Annotated in this window: 17 protein-coding genes; 8 read left to right on the forward strand and 9 right to left on the reverse strand. The window is 44.8% G+C overall.

The annotated features are described in order from the left end of the window. The first annotated feature begins 124 nt into the window (after positions 1–124). The gene (locus ACP7AK_RS05970) at positions 125–1,060 is read left to right on the forward strand and encodes a cation diffusion facilitator family transporter (protein WP_005261714.1); all 936 of its coding nucleotides are present in this window, start codon (positions 125–127) and stop codon (positions 1,058–1,060) included. A 406-nt stretch (positions 1,061–1,466) separates the two neighbouring features. Then, positions 1,467–2,522 (forward strand): MBL fold metallo-hydrolase, encoded by a 1,056-nt coding sequence (locus ACP7AK_RS05975; RefSeq protein ID WP_004278509.1) that lies wholly within the window; start codon positions 1,467–1,469, stop codon positions 2,520–2,522. On the opposite strand, the gene ACP7AK_RS05980 is transcribed toward ACP7AK_RS05975, so the two are convergent. The 3 genes from ACP7AK_RS05980 to ACP7AK_RS05990 all read right to left on the reverse strand — a co-directional run bounded on the left by ACP7AK_RS05980 (position 2,512) and on the right by ACP7AK_RS05990 (position 4,971). Further along, on the reverse strand, positions 2,512–2,922 hold the full coding sequence (locus ACP7AK_RS05980; RefSeq protein ID WP_004278508.1) for a DoxX-like family protein: 411 nt from the start codon (positions 2,920–2,922) through the stop codon (positions 2,512–2,514). The two genes, ACP7AK_RS05975 and ACP7AK_RS05980, sit on opposite strands and share 11 nt — an antisense overlap. Then, on the reverse strand, positions 2,912–3,355 hold the full coding sequence (locus tag ACP7AK_RS05985) for a thiol-disulfide oxidoreductase DCC family protein (RefSeq protein ID WP_425879069.1): 444 nt from the start codon (positions 3,353–3,355) through the stop codon (positions 2,912–2,914). The genes ACP7AK_RS05980 and ACP7AK_RS05985 overlap by 11 nt, the downstream gene beginning before the upstream one ends. A 95-nt stretch (positions 3,356–3,450) precedes the next feature. Then, entirely contained in the window at positions 3,451–4,971 is a 1,521-nt protein-coding gene (locus ACP7AK_RS05990) for a catalase (RefSeq protein WP_425879071.1), read from the reverse strand. Positions 4,972–5,590: 619 nt separating this feature from the next. Here ACP7AK_RS05990 and ACP7AK_RS05995 point away from each other — a divergent pair. Next, the gene (locus ACP7AK_RS05995) at positions 5,591–5,770 is read left to right on the forward strand and encodes a DUF7230 family protein (RefSeq protein ID WP_004278505.1); all 180 of its coding nucleotides are present in this window, start codon (positions 5,591–5,593) and stop codon (positions 5,768–5,770) included. Here ACP7AK_RS05995 and ACP7AK_RS06000 read toward each other — a convergent pair. The 3 genes from ACP7AK_RS06000 to ACP7AK_RS06010 form a co-directional block, all read right to left on the reverse strand. After that, positions 5,767–6,267, reverse strand: coding sequence for a hypothetical protein (locus ACP7AK_RS06000; RefSeq protein ID WP_425879073.1), 501 nt, complete (start codon positions 6,265–6,267; stop codon positions 5,767–5,769). The two genes, ACP7AK_RS05995 and ACP7AK_RS06000, sit on opposite strands and share 4 nt — an antisense overlap. A gap of 42 nt (positions 6,268–6,309) precedes the next feature. Beyond that, complete coding sequence (gene ptsP, locus ACP7AK_RS06005) at positions 6,310–8,607, reverse strand: phosphoenolpyruvate--protein phosphotransferase (RefSeq protein WP_425879075.1); 2,298 nt, start codon at positions 8,605–8,607, stop codon at positions 6,310–6,312. Between the two features lie 89 nt (positions 8,608–8,696). Then, entirely contained in the window at positions 8,697–9,179 is a 483-nt protein-coding gene (locus ACP7AK_RS06010; RefSeq protein WP_425879077.1) for an RNA pyrophosphohydrolase, read from the reverse strand. A 182-nt stretch (positions 9,180–9,361) separates the two neighbouring features. On the opposite strand from ACP7AK_RS06010, the gene ACP7AK_RS06015 reads away from it, so the two are divergent. Next, positions 9,362–10,012, forward strand: a complete 651-nt coding sequence (locus ACP7AK_RS06015; RefSeq protein WP_425879079.1) for an HAD family hydrolase — start codon at positions 9,362–9,364, stop codon at positions 10,010–10,012. A 161-nt stretch (positions 10,013–10,173) separates the two neighbouring features. Continuing rightward, complete coding sequence (locus ACP7AK_RS06020) at positions 10,174–10,422, forward strand: DUF2789 family protein (protein WP_005245905.1); 249 nt, start codon at positions 10,174–10,176, stop codon at positions 10,420–10,422. A 48-nt stretch (positions 10,423–10,470) separates the two neighbouring features. Here ACP7AK_RS06020 and ovoA read toward each other — a convergent pair whose 3' ends face one another. The 3 genes from ovoA to ACP7AK_RS06035 form a co-directional block, all read right to left on the reverse strand. Beyond that, positions 10,471–12,645, reverse strand: coding sequence for a 5-histidylcysteine sulfoxide synthase (gene ovoA, locus ACP7AK_RS06025; RefSeq protein ID WP_425879081.1), 2,175 nt, complete (start codon positions 12,643–12,645; stop codon positions 10,471–10,473). Between the two features lie 150 nt (positions 12,646–12,795). Beyond that, on the reverse strand, positions 12,796–13,671 hold the full coding sequence (locus ACP7AK_RS06030) for a LysR family transcriptional regulator (protein WP_004278498.1): 876 nt from the start codon (positions 13,669–13,671) through the stop codon (positions 12,796–12,798). Positions 13,672–13,861: 190 nt separating this feature from the next. Further along, complete coding sequence (locus tag ACP7AK_RS06035) at positions 13,862–14,098, reverse strand: DUF2061 domain-containing protein (protein ID WP_425879084.1); 237 nt, start codon at positions 14,096–14,098, stop codon at positions 13,862–13,864. Positions 14,099–14,359: 261 nt separating this feature from the next. On the opposite strand from ACP7AK_RS06035, the gene leuC reads away from it, so the two are divergent. The 3 genes from leuC to ACP7AK_RS06050 all read left to right on the forward strand — a co-directional run bounded on the left by leuC (position 14,360) and on the right by ACP7AK_RS06050 (position 17,227). Then, complete coding sequence (gene leuC / locus ACP7AK_RS06040) at positions 14,360–15,793, forward strand: 3-isopropylmalate dehydratase large subunit (protein ID WP_005107970.1); 1,434 nt, start codon at positions 14,360–14,362, stop codon at positions 15,791–15,793. A 132-nt stretch (positions 15,794–15,925) separates the two neighbouring features. Continuing rightward, positions 15,926–16,576 (forward strand): 3-isopropylmalate dehydratase small subunit, encoded by a 651-nt coding sequence (leuD, locus tag ACP7AK_RS06045; protein WP_138742831.1) that lies wholly within the window; start codon positions 15,926–15,928, stop codon positions 16,574–16,576. A gap of 87 nt (positions 16,577–16,663) precedes the next feature. Beyond that, positions 16,664–17,227: a hypothetical protein gene (locus ACP7AK_RS06050; RefSeq protein ID WP_425879086.1), complete on the forward strand. Its 564-nt coding sequence runs from the start codon at positions 16,664–16,666 to the stop codon at positions 17,225–17,227. Positions 17,228–17,231 lie beyond the last annotated feature (4 nt).

Genomic DNA, 17,231 nt, shown 5'->3' on the forward strand with positions numbered 1-17,231 from the left:
ATTCAACAACGTGAGAGATCACGACTAAGCAACAATTTGTAAAACAACTTTCAAAAATAAATGATTAAGATTTTGATACATAAATTATTCAAGCTTGCACAAGCTTATTTAGGACAGTTTCAGGATGTCTGAATCCAATAAAATCGTAGTCTATGCAGCCCTGTTTGGCAATCTGGCGATTGCGCTGGTTAAATTTGTTGCGTCCTATATAACTAATAGCTCTGCCATGTTCAGTGAAGCAATTCATTCTGTAGTAGATACCTTGAATGAAATTTTACTGCTGTATGGCATGAAAAAATCAGAAAAACCGGCAAATGCCAAACATCCTTTTGGTTATGGGCGTGAACTGTATTTTTGGGCCTTTATTGTGGCACTGATGGTTTTTGCCCTGGGTGCGATTGTATCCATCTATCAAGGGATACAGCATATTCTTCAGCCTGAAGTCATGCAGGATCCATTGATCAATTATATTGTGCTGGGTCTGGCGATTCTTTTTGAAGGATTTTCATGGTCAGTGGCTTTAAAAACCTTTCGTAAACAAAAGGGAAATCTGGGATATTTTGAAGCCTTTCGACACAGTAAAGATCCAACGACCTTTACCGTGTTATTTGAAGATACTGCCGCCCTGGTCGGCTTGGTGATTGCTCTGGTCGGTATCTTTCTGGCGCATCAACTGAATATTCCTGAATTGGACGGTGCCGCATCGATTTTAATTGGTATCGTGCTGGCAGTATCTGCCTGGTTTCTGGCACGTGAAACCAAAGGTTTGTTACTGGGTGAAACGGCAGATCCAAAACTGCGTGAAGATGTATTGAACATTGCTCAACAGGATGCGGCAGTTTTTAGTGCTAATGGGGTATTGACTGAGCAGATGGGTGCTCAGCAAGTCATTGCATCATTGAGTCTGGAATTTAAAGATGATTTAACTTCTGATGAAATTGAAGCCTGTGTCAACCGGATCGAAGCGCAGATTAAACAGCTGCACCCGGAAATTATTGCTTTATTTGTGAAACCCCAAACCAAGGCCGTATGGCTGGAACGAACTCAAGGTCGTGTATAAAGATCTAAAAAACGCTTGAGGTTGGTATTTTGATCTCAACTTGCCTTTCTCGCACAATTGATGTGATGATACTGAGGTATGGCGAATTTCATCATAAAATCATCAATGGGCAGACATGCTTTTGTCAGTATAGGCTTATAAATATTGAGTATCATTTTGTATTTTTAGACAGAAGGACAAGAGCAATATTTTTCTAGATAATCCAAGACTTCAGCCAGCCATAAGGCCAATGAAATGCCATTTTTTTGCTAAAAATAACAAAAACATACATGATTTTCTGTGACGGATTTCATACTATGTTTTAGTGTGCCTGTTTTTAGTTTGTATGCTCATTAAAAGATGCACCGCTTGACCATTTCAAGAGGTTGTTGTCTTGCATATAGCGAATAATAAATAGTGGATGTTTATGCAAGATCTTCTCAAAACTAAAAAATTCCAGTTAATCACGGAATCCAGTTGGAAACATCTCTGGTCTAAGCCAGTGTTTGAGTATCTGCATTCAGATCATTTCGACGGAAAACAGTTTCGTAATCTTGAGCATGCTTCTCTATCGCGTGGTCGCTTTGATTTATACAAATGGCTCATTACCCGAAAATCCAAAACCTGGAATGTTAATCTTGATGAAGAGCGTGCCGAGTTTTTTTCTCGTCCACGCGCATTGCCACAGCAGCGTCCAGATGCAGCTCTGGATGACTGGCAAGTCTGGTTTATTGGTCACGCAACCACATTAATTCAGATCGGCCCCTATAACTTCCTGACCGATCCGGTTTGGGCTGAATATGCCAGTCCATCGGCTTCTACAGGGCCGCAGCGGGTCATTCCGGCTGGCATTGCCTTGGATGAATTACCTCAGATTGATGCCGTACTGCTCAGCCATAACCATTATGATCATATGGATCTGGCTAGTCTGGAATGGCTGCACAACACTTTTGAGATGCCTATTTATACTGGTCTGGGTAATGCCTGGTATTTGCCAGAACATTATACCGTGCATGAAATGGACTGGTGGGAAAGTGCCTTTTTTGAAGAGATCCGGATTGTCTATACGCCGGCTCAACATGCCTCAGGGCGCGGCATGCGCGATCAGAACTGTGCACTTTGGGGAGGATTTTCTTTATTACATGGCAAGGAACATTGTTTTTTTGCCGGAGATAGTGGCTACGCCTCACATTTTAAAGAAATTCGTAAACGTCTGGGTGCACCGCGAATTGCCTTACTCCCGATAGGAGCGTATGAACCGCGTGAACTGATGCGCGCGATCCATATGAATCCGGAAGATGCCTTTCATGCCCATCATGACTTGCAGGCCAAATGTTCACTGGCGATTCATTACCGTACTTTTCAGCTCACAGATGAAGACCGGGATGCACCGGAACATGAGTTGCATGAGATCATCAAGCATTCTTCCAAATTGATTAATCCGTTTTACTGCATACGGGAAGGCAAACGGATTATTGTTTAAGTACTTCCTGTTGTTCCTCTTGGATGAGTTGAATGGCCACTACAGAAAGCATCAGCATGGCGGTATTCATTACCACAGGATTGAATGCTGCAGTAAGTTGCAACGGGGCTGTGAATGCAATCAGCAGTAGTAATCCAGCAAGTCCGATAATATTCAACCTATGCAAGAGTATGGACCGGTTCCATTTCAGAAAGCATAAGCCAAATAGCATTTCACATCCTCCGGAAAGTCCAACCAAGACTTTGGCCAGTCCCAGCTCAAAACCCATATTTTGCCAGATTGTGATTTCAGCGGGTGATTGGAACAGAATTTTTGGAATGAGTCCCTGATAGAGCCATAGTATGACCAAAGTCAGCTGGATAGTACGCAGTGGTTGTAGGAATACAGGTTTAGGATTCACGAACAGCTTCTTCCAGAAAATGGCGTTTATTTTCGCTGGATGGAATCAGGCAATACTCGGTTTTGCCAAATAACCTGTAACGATTTAAAGCAACCACACGATACAGAAAATCCCGGATAAAACGCGGAACCAAATAACCTGCGCTCATTAAATTAAAGGGAAAACCGAGATGCTGCAGCACCTTCAGCAAGGCAGTCGATTCCGTATAGAGTGTGCCATCTTGAATGACGAGCATCGTGGTGTAATGTTCGGTTGGCATCTGATAATGTTCGAGCAGTGCTGTACCTAAAGGCGATTGGGCGGAAACCAGTTTAAACTGTATCTTCTTATCGTATTTAATCAAAAACCGTGCCCAGTCATTACAGATCACACAAACAGCATCAAATAAAACGATGTCGTGTTGTTGAATGATATCTTCAATATTCGGATGCATTGTTGTATTTCTTTTTGTGCTGACTTGCTTCTATAGTGCTTGATGCTGCAATAAAAAACCACCCGAAGGTGGTTTCTATACATGTCTAAACTGGCTTAGAGAAAGCTAGGCAAACCTTTAGCTGGATCGGTTTCACGTGCTGCTTGGGCATCTGCTACAGTCATACCTAAGGCCTTAGCAACGCCTTGCCCATAAGCTGGATCGCAAGCATAACAGTTGCGGATGTGACGGTATTTGATGAAATCTAGTGCATCACCCATCGCTGCGGCCGTGTTATTAAACAGGGCCTGTTTCTGCTCATCATTCATCAGATTGAACAGGGCACGTGGCTGACTGAAGTAGTCATTGTCATCTTCGCGGAAGTCCCAGAAATCAGCATCACCGGTAATCTTTAATGCTGGTTCTTTAAACTGAGGTTGTTCCTGCCACTGGCTAAAACTGTTTGGCTCATAATGCGGCAATGAACCATAGTTGCCATCCATGCGGCCTTGACCATCACGGCGGTTCGAATGTACAGGACAACGTGCCGCATTGACCGGAACCTGTGAATGATTCACGCCAACACGGTAACGCGCTGCATCAGCATAGTTCACTAAACGTGCCTGTAACATACGGTCCGGTGAGTAGCTAATTCCCGGTACCAGATTGCTTGGTGCAAAGGCAGCCTGTTCTACATCCTGGAAATAGTTTTCCGGATTGCGGTTCAGTTCGAATTCACCGACTTCAATCAGTGGATAATCGCCCTTTGGCCAGACTTTGGTCAGGTCAAATGGATGATAAGGCACTGTTTCGGCTTCCAGTTCCGGCATGATCTGAACGTACATTTTCCATTTTGGATAGTCACCACGTTCGATGGCATCAAACAGGTCGGTCTGGCTGCTTTCACGGTCTTTGGCGATCAAGTCTGCAGCTTCAGCATCGGTCAGGTTCTGGATGCCTTGCTGGGTACGCATATGGAATTTCACCCAGAAGCGTTCATTCTTGGCATTAATAAAGCTGAAAGTATGGCTGCCAAAACCATGCATATGACGGTAACCGGTCGGGATCCCACGATCCGACATGACAATAGTTACTTGATGCAAAGCTTCAGGTAAGAGTGTCCAGAAATCCCAGTTATTGGTGGCACTGCGCTTGTTGGTTTTCGGGTCACGCTTGACTGCCTTATTCAGGTCAGGGAACTTGCGCGCATCCCGCAGGAAAAACACCGGGGTGTTATTGCCGACCAGATCCCAGTTGCCTTCTTCAGTATAGAATTTTAAGGCAAAACCGCGAATATCGCGTTCCGCATCGGCCGCACCACGTTCACCCGCCACTGTTGAGAAACGGGCAAACATTTCGGTTTTTTTGCCGACTTCAGAGAAAATTTTAGCGCGGCTATATTGGGTAATATCATTGGTCACGGTAAAGGTACCAAAAGCACCTGAACCTTTGGCATGCATACGACGCTCTGGAATCACTTCGCGGACAAAGTTGGCCAGTTTTTCATTCAGCCATAAATCCTGGGCAAGTAAAGGTCCACGCGCACCTGCCGTCATACTGTTCTGGTTGTCGACCACAGGGGCACCAGCTTCAGTGGTCAGGTGGGTGACAGGGCATTTTTTAAAATCTTGGCTCATCTTTCCTCTCCAAGTTTTGAATATCTTATGTCGTTTACCTAGTATTCATAAAATATTGAGATATATGCTAATCAGATCAGGTTTCGCTATATTTACAATATCTTTAAATAAAGAGTGTTACAGCACAAAACGGAATTCAGGGTATAATTGAGTGAGCTCACTCAAAAAATATTTTTAAATTTAATAAAGTTTAAAATGTTGAAAATTAAATGGTTACTCTTAAAAAGTAACGGGTTTTCCACTCTGTGACAATATCAAATTCTATATATTTTGAATAACTCGAATAATGAATGGGATTAAACGAAAATAACAATATCTAAGTCGATAATATGTTTTTATCAAAGGATAAAAATAATAAGTGAATAGTATTGTTTAAAATAAATTTTATAACTGATTTATTTTAAACGTTTTTTTAATCGAGTTTTGTTGGGCTGAAGAAACCCATAAAAATAATGAATGAAATAAGGGTGTTTTCTGGCTATAACTCCCATTTTTGCATATAGAAAATCCTGGCTAAATGGGCTTTATTTTTGAAAAAGCATTGGCAAATATGCTTGAAAATTAGTCAGTCGGCTCTATAATTATCTCACTCCTTCCTCCAAATTATATAGAGAGCAAGATGGCCAAGAAAAAAACAGCCGAGCAGGTAGTGATCCACAATTTTGTGGCAAAACACATGCATGAAGTCAACAAAAGCCAGGTTTTTGTAGATCGAAAGAAAAATTCAAAACGTGGCTACAACAAGCACAGACAAGGGCGATATTCCATGGAAGATCGCCCTTTTTTAATGGCCGCTTAAGGTCTGTAAGGTGGCTGGGGACGACGTGGGGGCTGCTTAGGATTAGTTTTAACTGGAGAGAGCGGGGCGACAGGTCGGTTGTTACGAGTTTGCGAATATTGATTTGGATACCGGGATGATGTTGTCGATTCATCCGCGATTAAGTCATTAAAGAATTTATTGAGTTTGCTTTGCACTGGTGCTTTGTGGTGAGGGGAATGAGGCTGTGGTCTGGCCTGCTGAAAACTGGCAAATTGATCTTTTTGTTGGTGATAGAGTCTGGCAGCAATGACGGAGGGGTCATCTCTGCCTAAACGCCGCCGTTGCGATGCCGAAATTTCAATGCCCAATAATGGAGTCATTTTAGGCCGATCGGCATAGCTCATTGCTCGATTGCTGGCGGGGCGTATATAAGATGAACCGGAATTATGAGCTTCTTTGCGGGCAGCCAAGGCCGGTGCAAGAATGACCACATAGAACACCGCAAAAATCATGAACAGGATGACCAGAAATTCCATAACCACCTCTACCACTGTCGAGGGACTGGAAAAAGTCCCGTATTAGGCACTCACCATACGTGATGCAGATTTCACCATATCCCCTAAACCATGGGTTCTGAAATAATATTCTAGCCAGCTTTTTACCATGAGCGGATTGTCCATTTTTAACACATGTGCCAGCAATTCCTGTGCATCACTCATCGGAACATGACAAATGGTTTTACGTACCCGCAAAATATTACTTGAACTCATCGACAGGGTGTTAAAGCCCATGGCCATGAGCAAAACTGCAGACAGCGGATCGCCTGCCATTTCACCGCAGATACTGACCGGTTTTTCATTGCGATGACAGTCCTGTACCAGACGGGTCAGGGCACGCAGTACTGCAGGGTGTAAATGTGAATAGACATTCGCTACCCGCGGATTATTGCGGTCCACGGCCAACAGATATTGGGTCAGATCGTTGGAGCCAACCGAGAAGAAATCCACCAATTCGGAAAACTCATCAATCTGATGTAGCACACTTGGCACTTCCACCATGATGCCGAGTTTCGGCTTGTTCACCTTGACTTGTTCTTCTTCCTGAATCGCCGCATGGTCACGTTCCAGTAGGTAAAGCGCTTCTTCAACCTCGCTGACACTGGTCACCATCGGCAGCAGAATATGCAGGTTATTCAGTCCGATACTGGCTTTGAGCATGGCGCGAATCTGTGAAGAAAAAATTTCCGGATGATCGAGGGTAAAACGAATGCCACGCCAGCCGAGAGCCGAATTTTCTTCTTCAATCGAGAAATACGGCAGGTCTTTGTCTGCACCAATGTCCAGCGTTCGCATCACTACCGGTTTGTTGGCAAAATGACTGAGTTGCTGACGATAAATCGCACGTTGTTCTTCCTCGCCCGGGAAGCGGTCACGCAACATAAACGGAATTTCAGAACGGTATAAGCCAACACCTTTGGCACCGCGCTGCACGCCACGCACCACATCAATCATCAGGCCGGTATTGACGTAGAGTTTGACCGCCACGCCGTCCGGAGTAATTGCATCTTTGGTTTCGTACTGGCGCAAATCTTTGGCAATCTGTTCTTCTTCTTTTTGAATTTCTTTATAGCGACTGCGCAGGCGCCGTGGCGGATTAATAAAGACACGGCCCTGATGTGCATCGACAATCATCTCTACATCATCGAGGGTGTTGATCGGCAGCTCAGTCACACCGACCACAGTCGGAATACCGAGAGCACGTGCCACAATCACCATATGCGAGTTCATGGCACCTTCAGTGGTGACAATCGCGGCAATTTTATCTACAGGTAGTTCAACCAGTGCCGCCGTCGATATTTCCTCACCAATCAGAATACTTTCATCAGTCAATTCACGGTGACTGGCATCGGCTTCCTGTAAACGTGCCAGAATGCGGCGGCCCAGATCTTTTAAGTCCGCCACCCGCTCACGTAAATAGTCATCTTCCATCTGGGAAAATTGTGCCACATGATTGTCAATGACAATTCGCACGGCGCCTTGTGCCCAGTGACCTTCACGAATAAAAGCTTTGATTTCTGCAGGCAGGGCATTTTCATCCAGCATACGCAAGAACACGCTAAACAGTGCGCGTTCCTCGGCCATCAACGCATCCTGCATTTTGTCATCTAGCGACTGGATTTCTTCGCGGACTGAATTCAGGGCGTTATCTAATAGCTGCAGTTCTTCGCTGATGTCATCCGCTTCACGGTCAGGGACTGCGGCAAGATCTGCTGGCGGATAGAGAATCACTGCACGACCTAAGGCAATACCACCGGAACCAGAAACTCCCTGAAAGGTTTTATAGGCAGGTAGGTTGCTCGGCTTACGGAATACATCGATATTGCCGACGGCATGGGCATGGGCGATGACGCCAGAAAGCTGTGCACAGAGCGTGACCAGAAAGGATTCAGCGGCTTCAGAAAAGTCCTGTGATTCTTTATTTTGAACCACCAGCACACCCATGACCTTACGGCGGTACATCACCGGCACACCGAGGAAGGAGTTATAAATTTCCTCACCGGTTTCAGGTAAAAACAGGAAGCGCTCATGTTTAGGGGCATTGTCCAGATTGACAATTTCCTCACGCTGTCCGACCAGGCCCACCAGACCTTCGCCGGTCTGCAAAGACACATGGCCCACAGATTCTGCATTCAGGCCTTTAGACGCCATGAGCAGATAACGCTGATTGCGTTCATCGAGGAGGTAGATCGAGCAGACATCAACCTGCATGGCCTCGGCCACATGCTTGACCATGATGTCGAGCGATTCATGCAAACTGGTGGACGCATTGATCTCCTGAACAATACGTCTCAAGGTGTCCAGTTGCATATTCGACATAAGGTCTGCTCCGTCTATTCAGAATTTCAGTGATTAAGTTTATTTATAACAATAGCCGCGTAAAAAATCTGCATTATTTATGCGATTTTTTAAGGTTTTTGTCGGGGCAGTTGCTGACACAACTCCATCAGGGCTTTGCGGTAAACATCACGTTTGAAATTCACGACTTGACCGAGTGGGTACCAGTAACTGACCCATTGCCATTGATCAAATTCGGGCGGATCAGACAGATTCAACTGAATATGCTGAACGGGGGCCGTGAGTTTGAGTAAAAACCACTTTTGTTTTTGACCGATACAGACCGGATCAGAGTCCGTACGAATGTATCGATGCGGCAAACGATAGCGCAACCAGCCTTTGGTTTGCGCGACTATCTGGACGTGTTCGGGCAATAAGCCAACTTCTTCTCTCAGCTCACGATAGAGTGCCTGCTCGGGGGTTTCTCCATATTGGATCCCGCCTTGTGGAAATTGCCATGCATTATGACCAATGCGTTTTGCCCATAAAACTTGTCCAGCATCGTTTGCCAAAATGATCCCGACATTCGGTCGGAAACCTTCAGAGTCGATCATTTGGCTACCTAAAAATTGTTTAATTTATGCCTTTGCCATCGGGGAGCATTATTTCGTTATCCAACTCGAAAAAAGCAAAGTTTAAAAATGTTAAAATTGCTATGATCTTAACGAATTTCTATCGACTAGCGGAGATAGATTTACAATTTTTTTCTTAAATTTCAGTTTTAACGAGTATTTTCATGAAATTGGCGCTATTTGATCTCGATCACACCTTGTTAAACACGGATTCAGATCATTCTTGGGGAGAGTTTTTGGTCAGTGAGGGCCTGGTCGATCCAGTTCAGCATCGCGCCATGAATGACAAATTCTATGACGATTATAAAAAAGGCCAGTTGGATCCTTATGCCTATAATGAATTTGTATTCCAGTTTCTGACCAAATATGACAATGATTATTTGGTTGAATTACATCAACTGTTCATGCAAAAAGTCATTCGTCCACAAATGCGTCCTGAAGGTTTTAAAGCCATTGAGCGCCACCGTGAAGCAGGACATGCCTTAGTGGGGATTACCGCAACTTCAGACTTTATTACCGCCCCCATTTTTCGTGAATTCGGAATTACTGAAATTATTGCCACCAATGCTGAAGTCATTGATGGGAAATATACTGGTAAAGTCATCAATACCGCATGCTATCAGCAAGGCAAGCTGGTGCGTCTGGAACAATGGCTGGAAGGCCGTGATGTCACCGAGTCTTGGGCTTATTCAGATTCGATTAATGACCGTTTCTTGCTGGAATATGCGGATCATGCGATTGCAGTCAATCCGGATGATCGTTTGGAAACTCTAGCCCAAGAACAAGGCTGGGAAATACAGGACTGGTCGATCTAAGTATTCTAGTCCCATTCATGTGATTTATTCAGCACAACTTCGGTTGTGCTTTTTATTTGCCTCAATGGAATATTAATGTTTTTTCACAGTCAGGCTGAATCAGACATGCTATGCTCAAAAAACAGGACATGATAACAATAGTAGATTCTGAGGTATGAGATATGACTCACGTTCGACCACGTATGACACATCTGTTCCAGCAGCTTGGCTTGGATGCCAGTGCAGAAGGTATTGAAACATTTATTCACGAGCATCAATTACATAAAGATCTGACTTTACTGGATGCGCCGTATTGGTCAGAGGCACAACGTCAATTTTTAAGCGAGAAAATAGCATCTGATGGCGAATGGGCGATTGTGGTGGATCAACTCAATGAATCCTTACATGAAAATTCAACTAATGAAGGATGATTAAAAAGCCAATCGTATGATTGGCTTTTTTAGACTATGACCTTACCTTTAGCGAATCCGTTTCCAGATCGTGACTTGTGACAGGGTATGTTGATACTTTCTGGCCGTTTCTCGAATCACAAAAGGCACATCTTGGGGTTCGTCCACCAATTCAAAGTGCTGGGTTAAAATGTTGGAAATACCAGCCAAAGTCGTGATCTTTTCCCCATCCTGCTGAAAACCGCCCAGCCATTCGCTACGCGCCGTATGTTCTTCCAGCCAGGTATAGGGCGAACTCAGCATTAAAATTCCACCTATATTGATACGTTTATGAATCTGCAATAAAAAGTCTTTCGGATGATGCAGCCGGTCAATCAGGTTCGCTGCCAGAATAAAATCATAGTCGCTAAAATGTGCTTTCAGGTTGCAGGCATCGGCCTGAAAAAATTCCGTTTTTGACGCAAACTGTTCCAAAGCGACATCTTCAAGTGAACAGCTTTTTTCTTCGCTTAATTCACCTTCTAGCGGCAGCTGATAACGTACCCTATTGCCTTGAGCCAAATAGACTGCCTGCTGGATAAAACGTGCTGAGAAGTCCAGACCGGTCACCTGATCAAAATAGTGTGCCAGTTCAAAGCTGGCGCGGCCGGTAGCACAGCCAATATCTAAGGCACGATGACATGGCACTTGCTGAAAATAGGGTTGTGCCAGATCGACCAGTGTTTTGGCAAAATTAGCGATACCAAAATATTCGGGGCCGTACTGGAATTCCAGATATTGGGAGACCAGCTGGTCGCTTTCATAGTTCGAAGGGAAATGTTGCAGTGCCTGATCAGAGGCGACGTAGCGAAAACCGGCATGCTGGAAGAAATGCCGTCTGAAGGCATAGCGGGAACTATATAAAGTTTCATTGCCCGCCGAAATCCAGGAGCCACCTTTCATCAGGTTATGGCGACCGTCAAAGGTTGGTGTACTGAAATCATCATAAAGCGGATGCACCTGAAAACCCTGAAATGGATAGATCGGAGTTTCAGTCCACTGCCAGACATTGCCCTGAATATCATAAAAATCGCCCTGCTTGAAATGATCGACCGGACAGGAGCTGGTGCCGTATTTCAACTCGATATTGGCCTGTTCAGGGCTCGGTAAATCTGAATCCAGATCGGAAACTGCATACAGGCGATACCATTCATCTTCAGTCGGCAAGCGAATGGTTTTTCCCAGCTGTTGCGATTTCCACTGACAAAAAGCCTTGGCTTCATGATAATTCACTTCTACCGGCCAGTCCCAAGGCATCGGCACTTCTTCCAGCATCAATCGCAGTGACCAGCCTAATTCAGTTTTGCGCCAGAAACAGGGATGAGCAGCTTGTGAAAATTGCAGCCAGCCTAGACCTTCTTCACTCCAGTAGTGTTCGGTCGGATAGCCATCAGCTTCGACAAAGGCCAGAAATTCCTGATTCGATACCAGATATTTGGAGGCTGCAAAAGCTGCAACCTCGGCTTCATGCCGGCCGTATTCATTGTCCCAGCCATAAAATGGATGGTTAAAATCTTTCTGTAAATGCACCTTACCTTCAGGCACATCCAGCAAAATATTATCCGGGGCCATGCCGGTAATAATATTGGCACGCCACTGCGGATGCTGGCGTACATGTTCCAAAGCATGCTGGCGGATCAGCACAGAAGAAGTTTCCAGATGGATCCGTTCATGTTCGATGCCCATGATGATGGTCCACCAAGGGTTTTGCCAGTTTAAGGGTAGAGTTAGCGGAGCATGTTCAAGGATGTTCAGGATCAGGGCGCGTACCTGATGCCGATAATCACGGACTTCCTGCACACTGGGCCAGTCATAGTGCACTTCATCCAGGTCATCCCAGCTCATCTCGTCTACACCGATCGCGAAGATACTTTCAAAATGCGGATTTACGCGTTCGCTAATTAGCTTGCTGAGCAGCAGTTTATTGACAAAAAAAGTGGCGGTATGGGCAAAATAAAAAATTAGCGGATGACGTAAAGTAATCGGCTTGATGAAAAATGCATCTTCATGTTTGAGGCATTCAAACAGTTGTTCATAGGTGTCAAAGGTGTTCAGGAAATATTCGCGCAGGCAGTGCCGGGCAGTCTGTTCATCGGCAAAATCAAGTGCCGGCGTGGGCAGCAGCATCGGTTTGGCCGAAAGCCATAGGCTGCTTGTATTTGTTTTATCTTGAGAGTGGGATTTTAAGGGAGAATCGAGCTGCATCCGTCAGGCTCCATCGAATAGTTTTAAGCATTCCTCTGCACTGCAAAAGAATGGAATTGTCTTAAAAATACTCGAAAGATATCGCCAGATGGGGTGTATTTAGGTAACAAAATGCTGCACCGTTTTGGATGCAGCATGTTCAGGAACGGCTTAAATAGACAGCGAGGCACCCTGCATGAGCTGAACCAGAGCCTGAGCTGCTTTGGACTGAGTACGACCGGGATGCCAGACCATGCCCAAACGACGGTTCATTTCCAAGTTGATGTCCAGCTGGTGCAGGTCGTGATTGACCAGGGTTTTTGGCAGTACTGACCAACCTAAGCCAATCGATACCAGCATCCGGATCGATTCCAGCGGATTATTGCTCATGCTGACTTTCGGTTTAATACCCTGTTTTTCAAATTCGGCCAAGGTGATCTGCGAAGTATAGGTCTGTGATGATGGCAACAGGCTCGGGTAGTCGAGCAAATCTTCCAGACACAGATTTTTTTGCTGCGCCAGCGGATGAAACGGTGCCACCACAAAGACCAGAGGATCATTCCAGATAGTTACATAATTCAGACGCGCATCACCCCGTGGCGGCAAGGTTAAAAATGCCAGTTCCAGATCGCCGGCAATCACCTGTTCATGCGCCTGCTCGGAATCAACAAAATGTACATCCAGGGTTACGTCCGGATATTCCTGGACATAACGGCGCAAATGACTCGGCAGATGATGCAGGCCAATATGATGACTGGTACCAATTTTCAGTTTGCCCTGTACCTGACCTTGTTCATGGCTCAAGGTATAATGAATATCCCCGAGTTCATTCAGCCAGTTTTTCACTTTAGGCAACAGGGAGTGTGCCGCGTGGGTGGCCTGTACGCCACGTCCGGCAGATTCAAACAGCTTGACCCCAAAGTATTCTTCCAGACTGTGAATACGTTTGGTGACAGCAGGCTGGGTAATGAAGAGCTGATCTGCGGCCAGAGAAATCGAACCGGTTTCCATGACTTTCACGAAAGCTTCAAAGGCTGCGAGATTCATCTTAATCACCTATAAAGAATTTTTATGTGTAAGTCTATTATTGTTATATTTTAAGAATAAATCAAAGTAAAATTAGCTCATCTATGTTGCAGTGCTGAATTACTATACATTTTCAAAGCCCTAGAATTTTAAAAACTAAAAAAGACCACCTTTAAGGGCAGTCTTTCATCAGGAACCTCGACCGAAGAGTTTAAGCGGTGATGTCCTTATTCTGCTGTTGGTTATTACGCTCCCAGATTTTTTCATGGAAGAAGAAAGCTACTGCTTGTACCGTTGGCTCTAATAAACTTAAGGCAATGGCCATCGTTAAACTGCCGGTTACCAAGTAACCCACAATCATCGCTACTGTAATGTGCATAATGTAGTAGCTGAAGGTCTTTTTGAACATGCGTTGGTTATTGTCTACAAAGCGTTGAATATGTGCCATGTCGAAGTTCCTCAAAATCATCATCTCTGTCGATGAAGAAATAATAATAATTCTCATTTAATTTGTAAAAACGAATATTTTTTATAAATTAATCGGAAAATTAGATTTATGAAAATAGAGCTAAAGCATGATTTGATTCAGCTTTTAAAAGATTCCAAAAAGTTTTTTAACTGATAAAAATGATAAATTAGATTTATGTGATTGCAGCGATATAATCAAAATCAGAGAAAGAATTTACCCAGTCCAGTGGAGTACATCGACATGGCAGGCGCAACCCAAACAGCAAAAACATTATATGATAAATTGTGGGACGACCATTTAGTAACGCAACGTGATGATGGTTCTGCCTTACTGTACATCGACCGTCACTTATTACATGAAGTGACTTCTCCACAGGCCTTTGAAGGTTTGCAATTGGCCGGGCGTAAGCCATGGCGTTTAAGCGCGAATATTGCCACACCGGATCATAACGTACCGACCTCGAAGAAAGAGCGTGAGCAGGGTGTTGCCGGAATTGAAGATGAAACCTCGCGCATCCAGGTGCAAACTTTGGATGACAACTGCAAGACCTTTAATATTGTTGAATTTGATATTAACGATATTCGTCAGGGCATCGCGCATGTGGTCGGGCCGGAGCAAGGCTTGACCTTACCGGGCATGACCGTGGTATGTGGTGATTCGCATACGGCAACACACGGTGCTTTTGGCTGTTTGGCGCACGGTATTGGTACATCAGAAGTTGAACATGTGTTGGCAACCCAATGCCTGGTTCAAAAGAAGATGAAAAACATGCTGGTGCGTGTTGATGGCAAATTAGGTCAGGGCGTAACACCAAAAGATGTGGTCTTGGCGATTATTGGCAAGATTGGTACCGCAGGCGGTACTGGTCACGCGATTGAATTTGGCGGTCAGGTCTTCCGTGACATGTCTATTGAAGGCCGTATGACTGTGTGTAACATGGCGATCGAAGCCGGTGCACGCGTGGGTATGGTCGCTGTCGATGACAAAACTATCGAGTATGTTAAAGGCCGTCCTTATGCGCCGACTGCGGAGCAGTGGGATCAGGCGGTGGCGTACTGGAATACTTTACATTCGGATGAAGGCGCATATTTTGATACGGTTGTGGTGTTGCAAGGTGAAGAAATTGAGCCGCAAGTGTCTTGGGGAACTTCTCCTGAGATGGTCATTCCAGTTTCTCAAGCAGTACCGACTTTAGAACAAGCCAAAGATGATGTACAACGCAATGACTGGAACCGTGCTTATCAATATATGGGCTTAAATGCCGGTCAGGCCTTGGCTGAGATTCAGCTGGATCGTGTCTTTATCGGTTCATGTACCAACTCGCGTATTGAAGATATCCGTGCTGCAGCTGAAGTGATCAAAGGTCGCAAAGTCGCATCTTCAATTAAACAGGCGATGGTGGTTCCGGGTTCTGGTCTGGTCAAAGCTCAGGCAGAAGCGGAAGGCTTGGACAAGGTATTTGTCGAAGCGGGCTTTGAATGGCGTGAACCGGGTTGTTCAATGTGCCTGGCAATGAATGCTGACAAATTACAACCAGGCGAGCATTGTGCCTCGACTTCGAACCGTAACTTTGAAGGTCGTCAGGGCAATGGCGGTCGTACCCATCTGGTGAGTCCAGCCATGGCCGCCGCCGCTGCGATTGCAGGTCATTTTGTTGATGTCCGTTCATTCTAGTTTAAGCCCTCATCCCGACCTTCTCCCAGAGGGAGAAGGAGTTCCCTCTCCTGAGTGAGTTTTGAAGCATTGCTTTAAAACGAAGCGCAAGTGAGGGGTAGGGAGAGGTTACGAATTCATTGGGAAATAAATATGAAAGCTTATACCGTTGAACAAGGTATCGTTGCACCTTTAGATCGTGCCAATGTCGATACAGATTTAATTATTCCAAAACAGTTTTTGAAATCGATCAAACGTACCGGTTTCGGTGACAATTTATTTGATGAATTGCGTTATCTGGATGAAGGTTATCCGGGTCAGGATAATTCAGTTCGTCCGATCAATCCCGACTTTGTCTTGAACCAGCCACGCTATCAGGGCGCATCTATTTTAATTTCACGTGCTAATTTTGGTTGTGGTTCTAGTCGTGAACATGCGCCGTGGGCCTTGAGTGAATATGGTTTTCGTACTGTGATTGCGCCAAGCTTTGCTGATATTTTCTTTAACAACTGCTTTAAAAACGGTATGTTGCCAGTGATTTTGGCTGAAGATATTGTTGAGCAGTTATTTAAGGAATGTGCGGCAGATGAAGGTTATCAATTAACTATTGACTTGCAGGCACAAGAAGTTCGCACCCCTACAGGTGAAAGCTTTAAGTTCGAAGTCGATCCATTTCGCAAGCATTGCCTGTTAAATGGTCTTGATGATATTGGCTTAACTTTGCAGGTGGCGGATGATATTCGTGCCTATGAAGAAAAAACCAAACAATCGCGTCCTTGGGTATTTGCCGAAATTCATGGATAAATCAGTAAAAATTGTCATGGCATGACTGCGATGCCCTTGCTAATATCGGAAGATTATTGAGTTTTTTGATTGGGTAAGACAGACATTATGGCGAATTATTGGAAACAGTGGCTTGCTTTAAGTGCAGTATCGGTGCTGTTGACTGCATGTCAAAGCATCGACACGATGAAACTCAAACATGCCAAAGAAAGTACTGAGAGCAAAAGCAATGCCCTGATTTACTGTACAGGGACGCCAGATTGCCAGTTCGAACGCTTCAATCAGACCATCATTGTCAACGCCGACAATGGCCGCATTAGTGGTGAAGCGCTGAAACAGAAACTGGTACGTTTGCAGGCTAAAAACTTAAATCAGGCCAATCCGATTTATTTATCCGTGCCGGCAGGACAGCATGAACTGTTGGTACGTTTTTATCCGATCAGTAAGGATAAAGCGGAAACTTTACATGTGTTTCATCGTTTTCAGGCCAATAAAACCTATACCTTAAAAATGTTCCGCGACCGTAATGCGCGTAGCAGCAGTTTATTAAATGCTTCGGCGCCTGATCCGCTTTGCGTAGATCTGGTACAAGAGCAAAAAACCATTCGTCGTTTTTGCAAACCCTATAATGCAGTCACCGGGATTGCAGAGTTTGTAGAAAAGAAAATTTAACCTC

The organism is Acinetobacter sp. TWP2-2-3 (assembly GCF_049896445.1).
In the GTDB taxonomy this organism is placed as follows: Bacteria; Pseudomonadota; Gammaproteobacteria; order Pseudomonadales; family Moraxellaceae; genus Acinetobacter.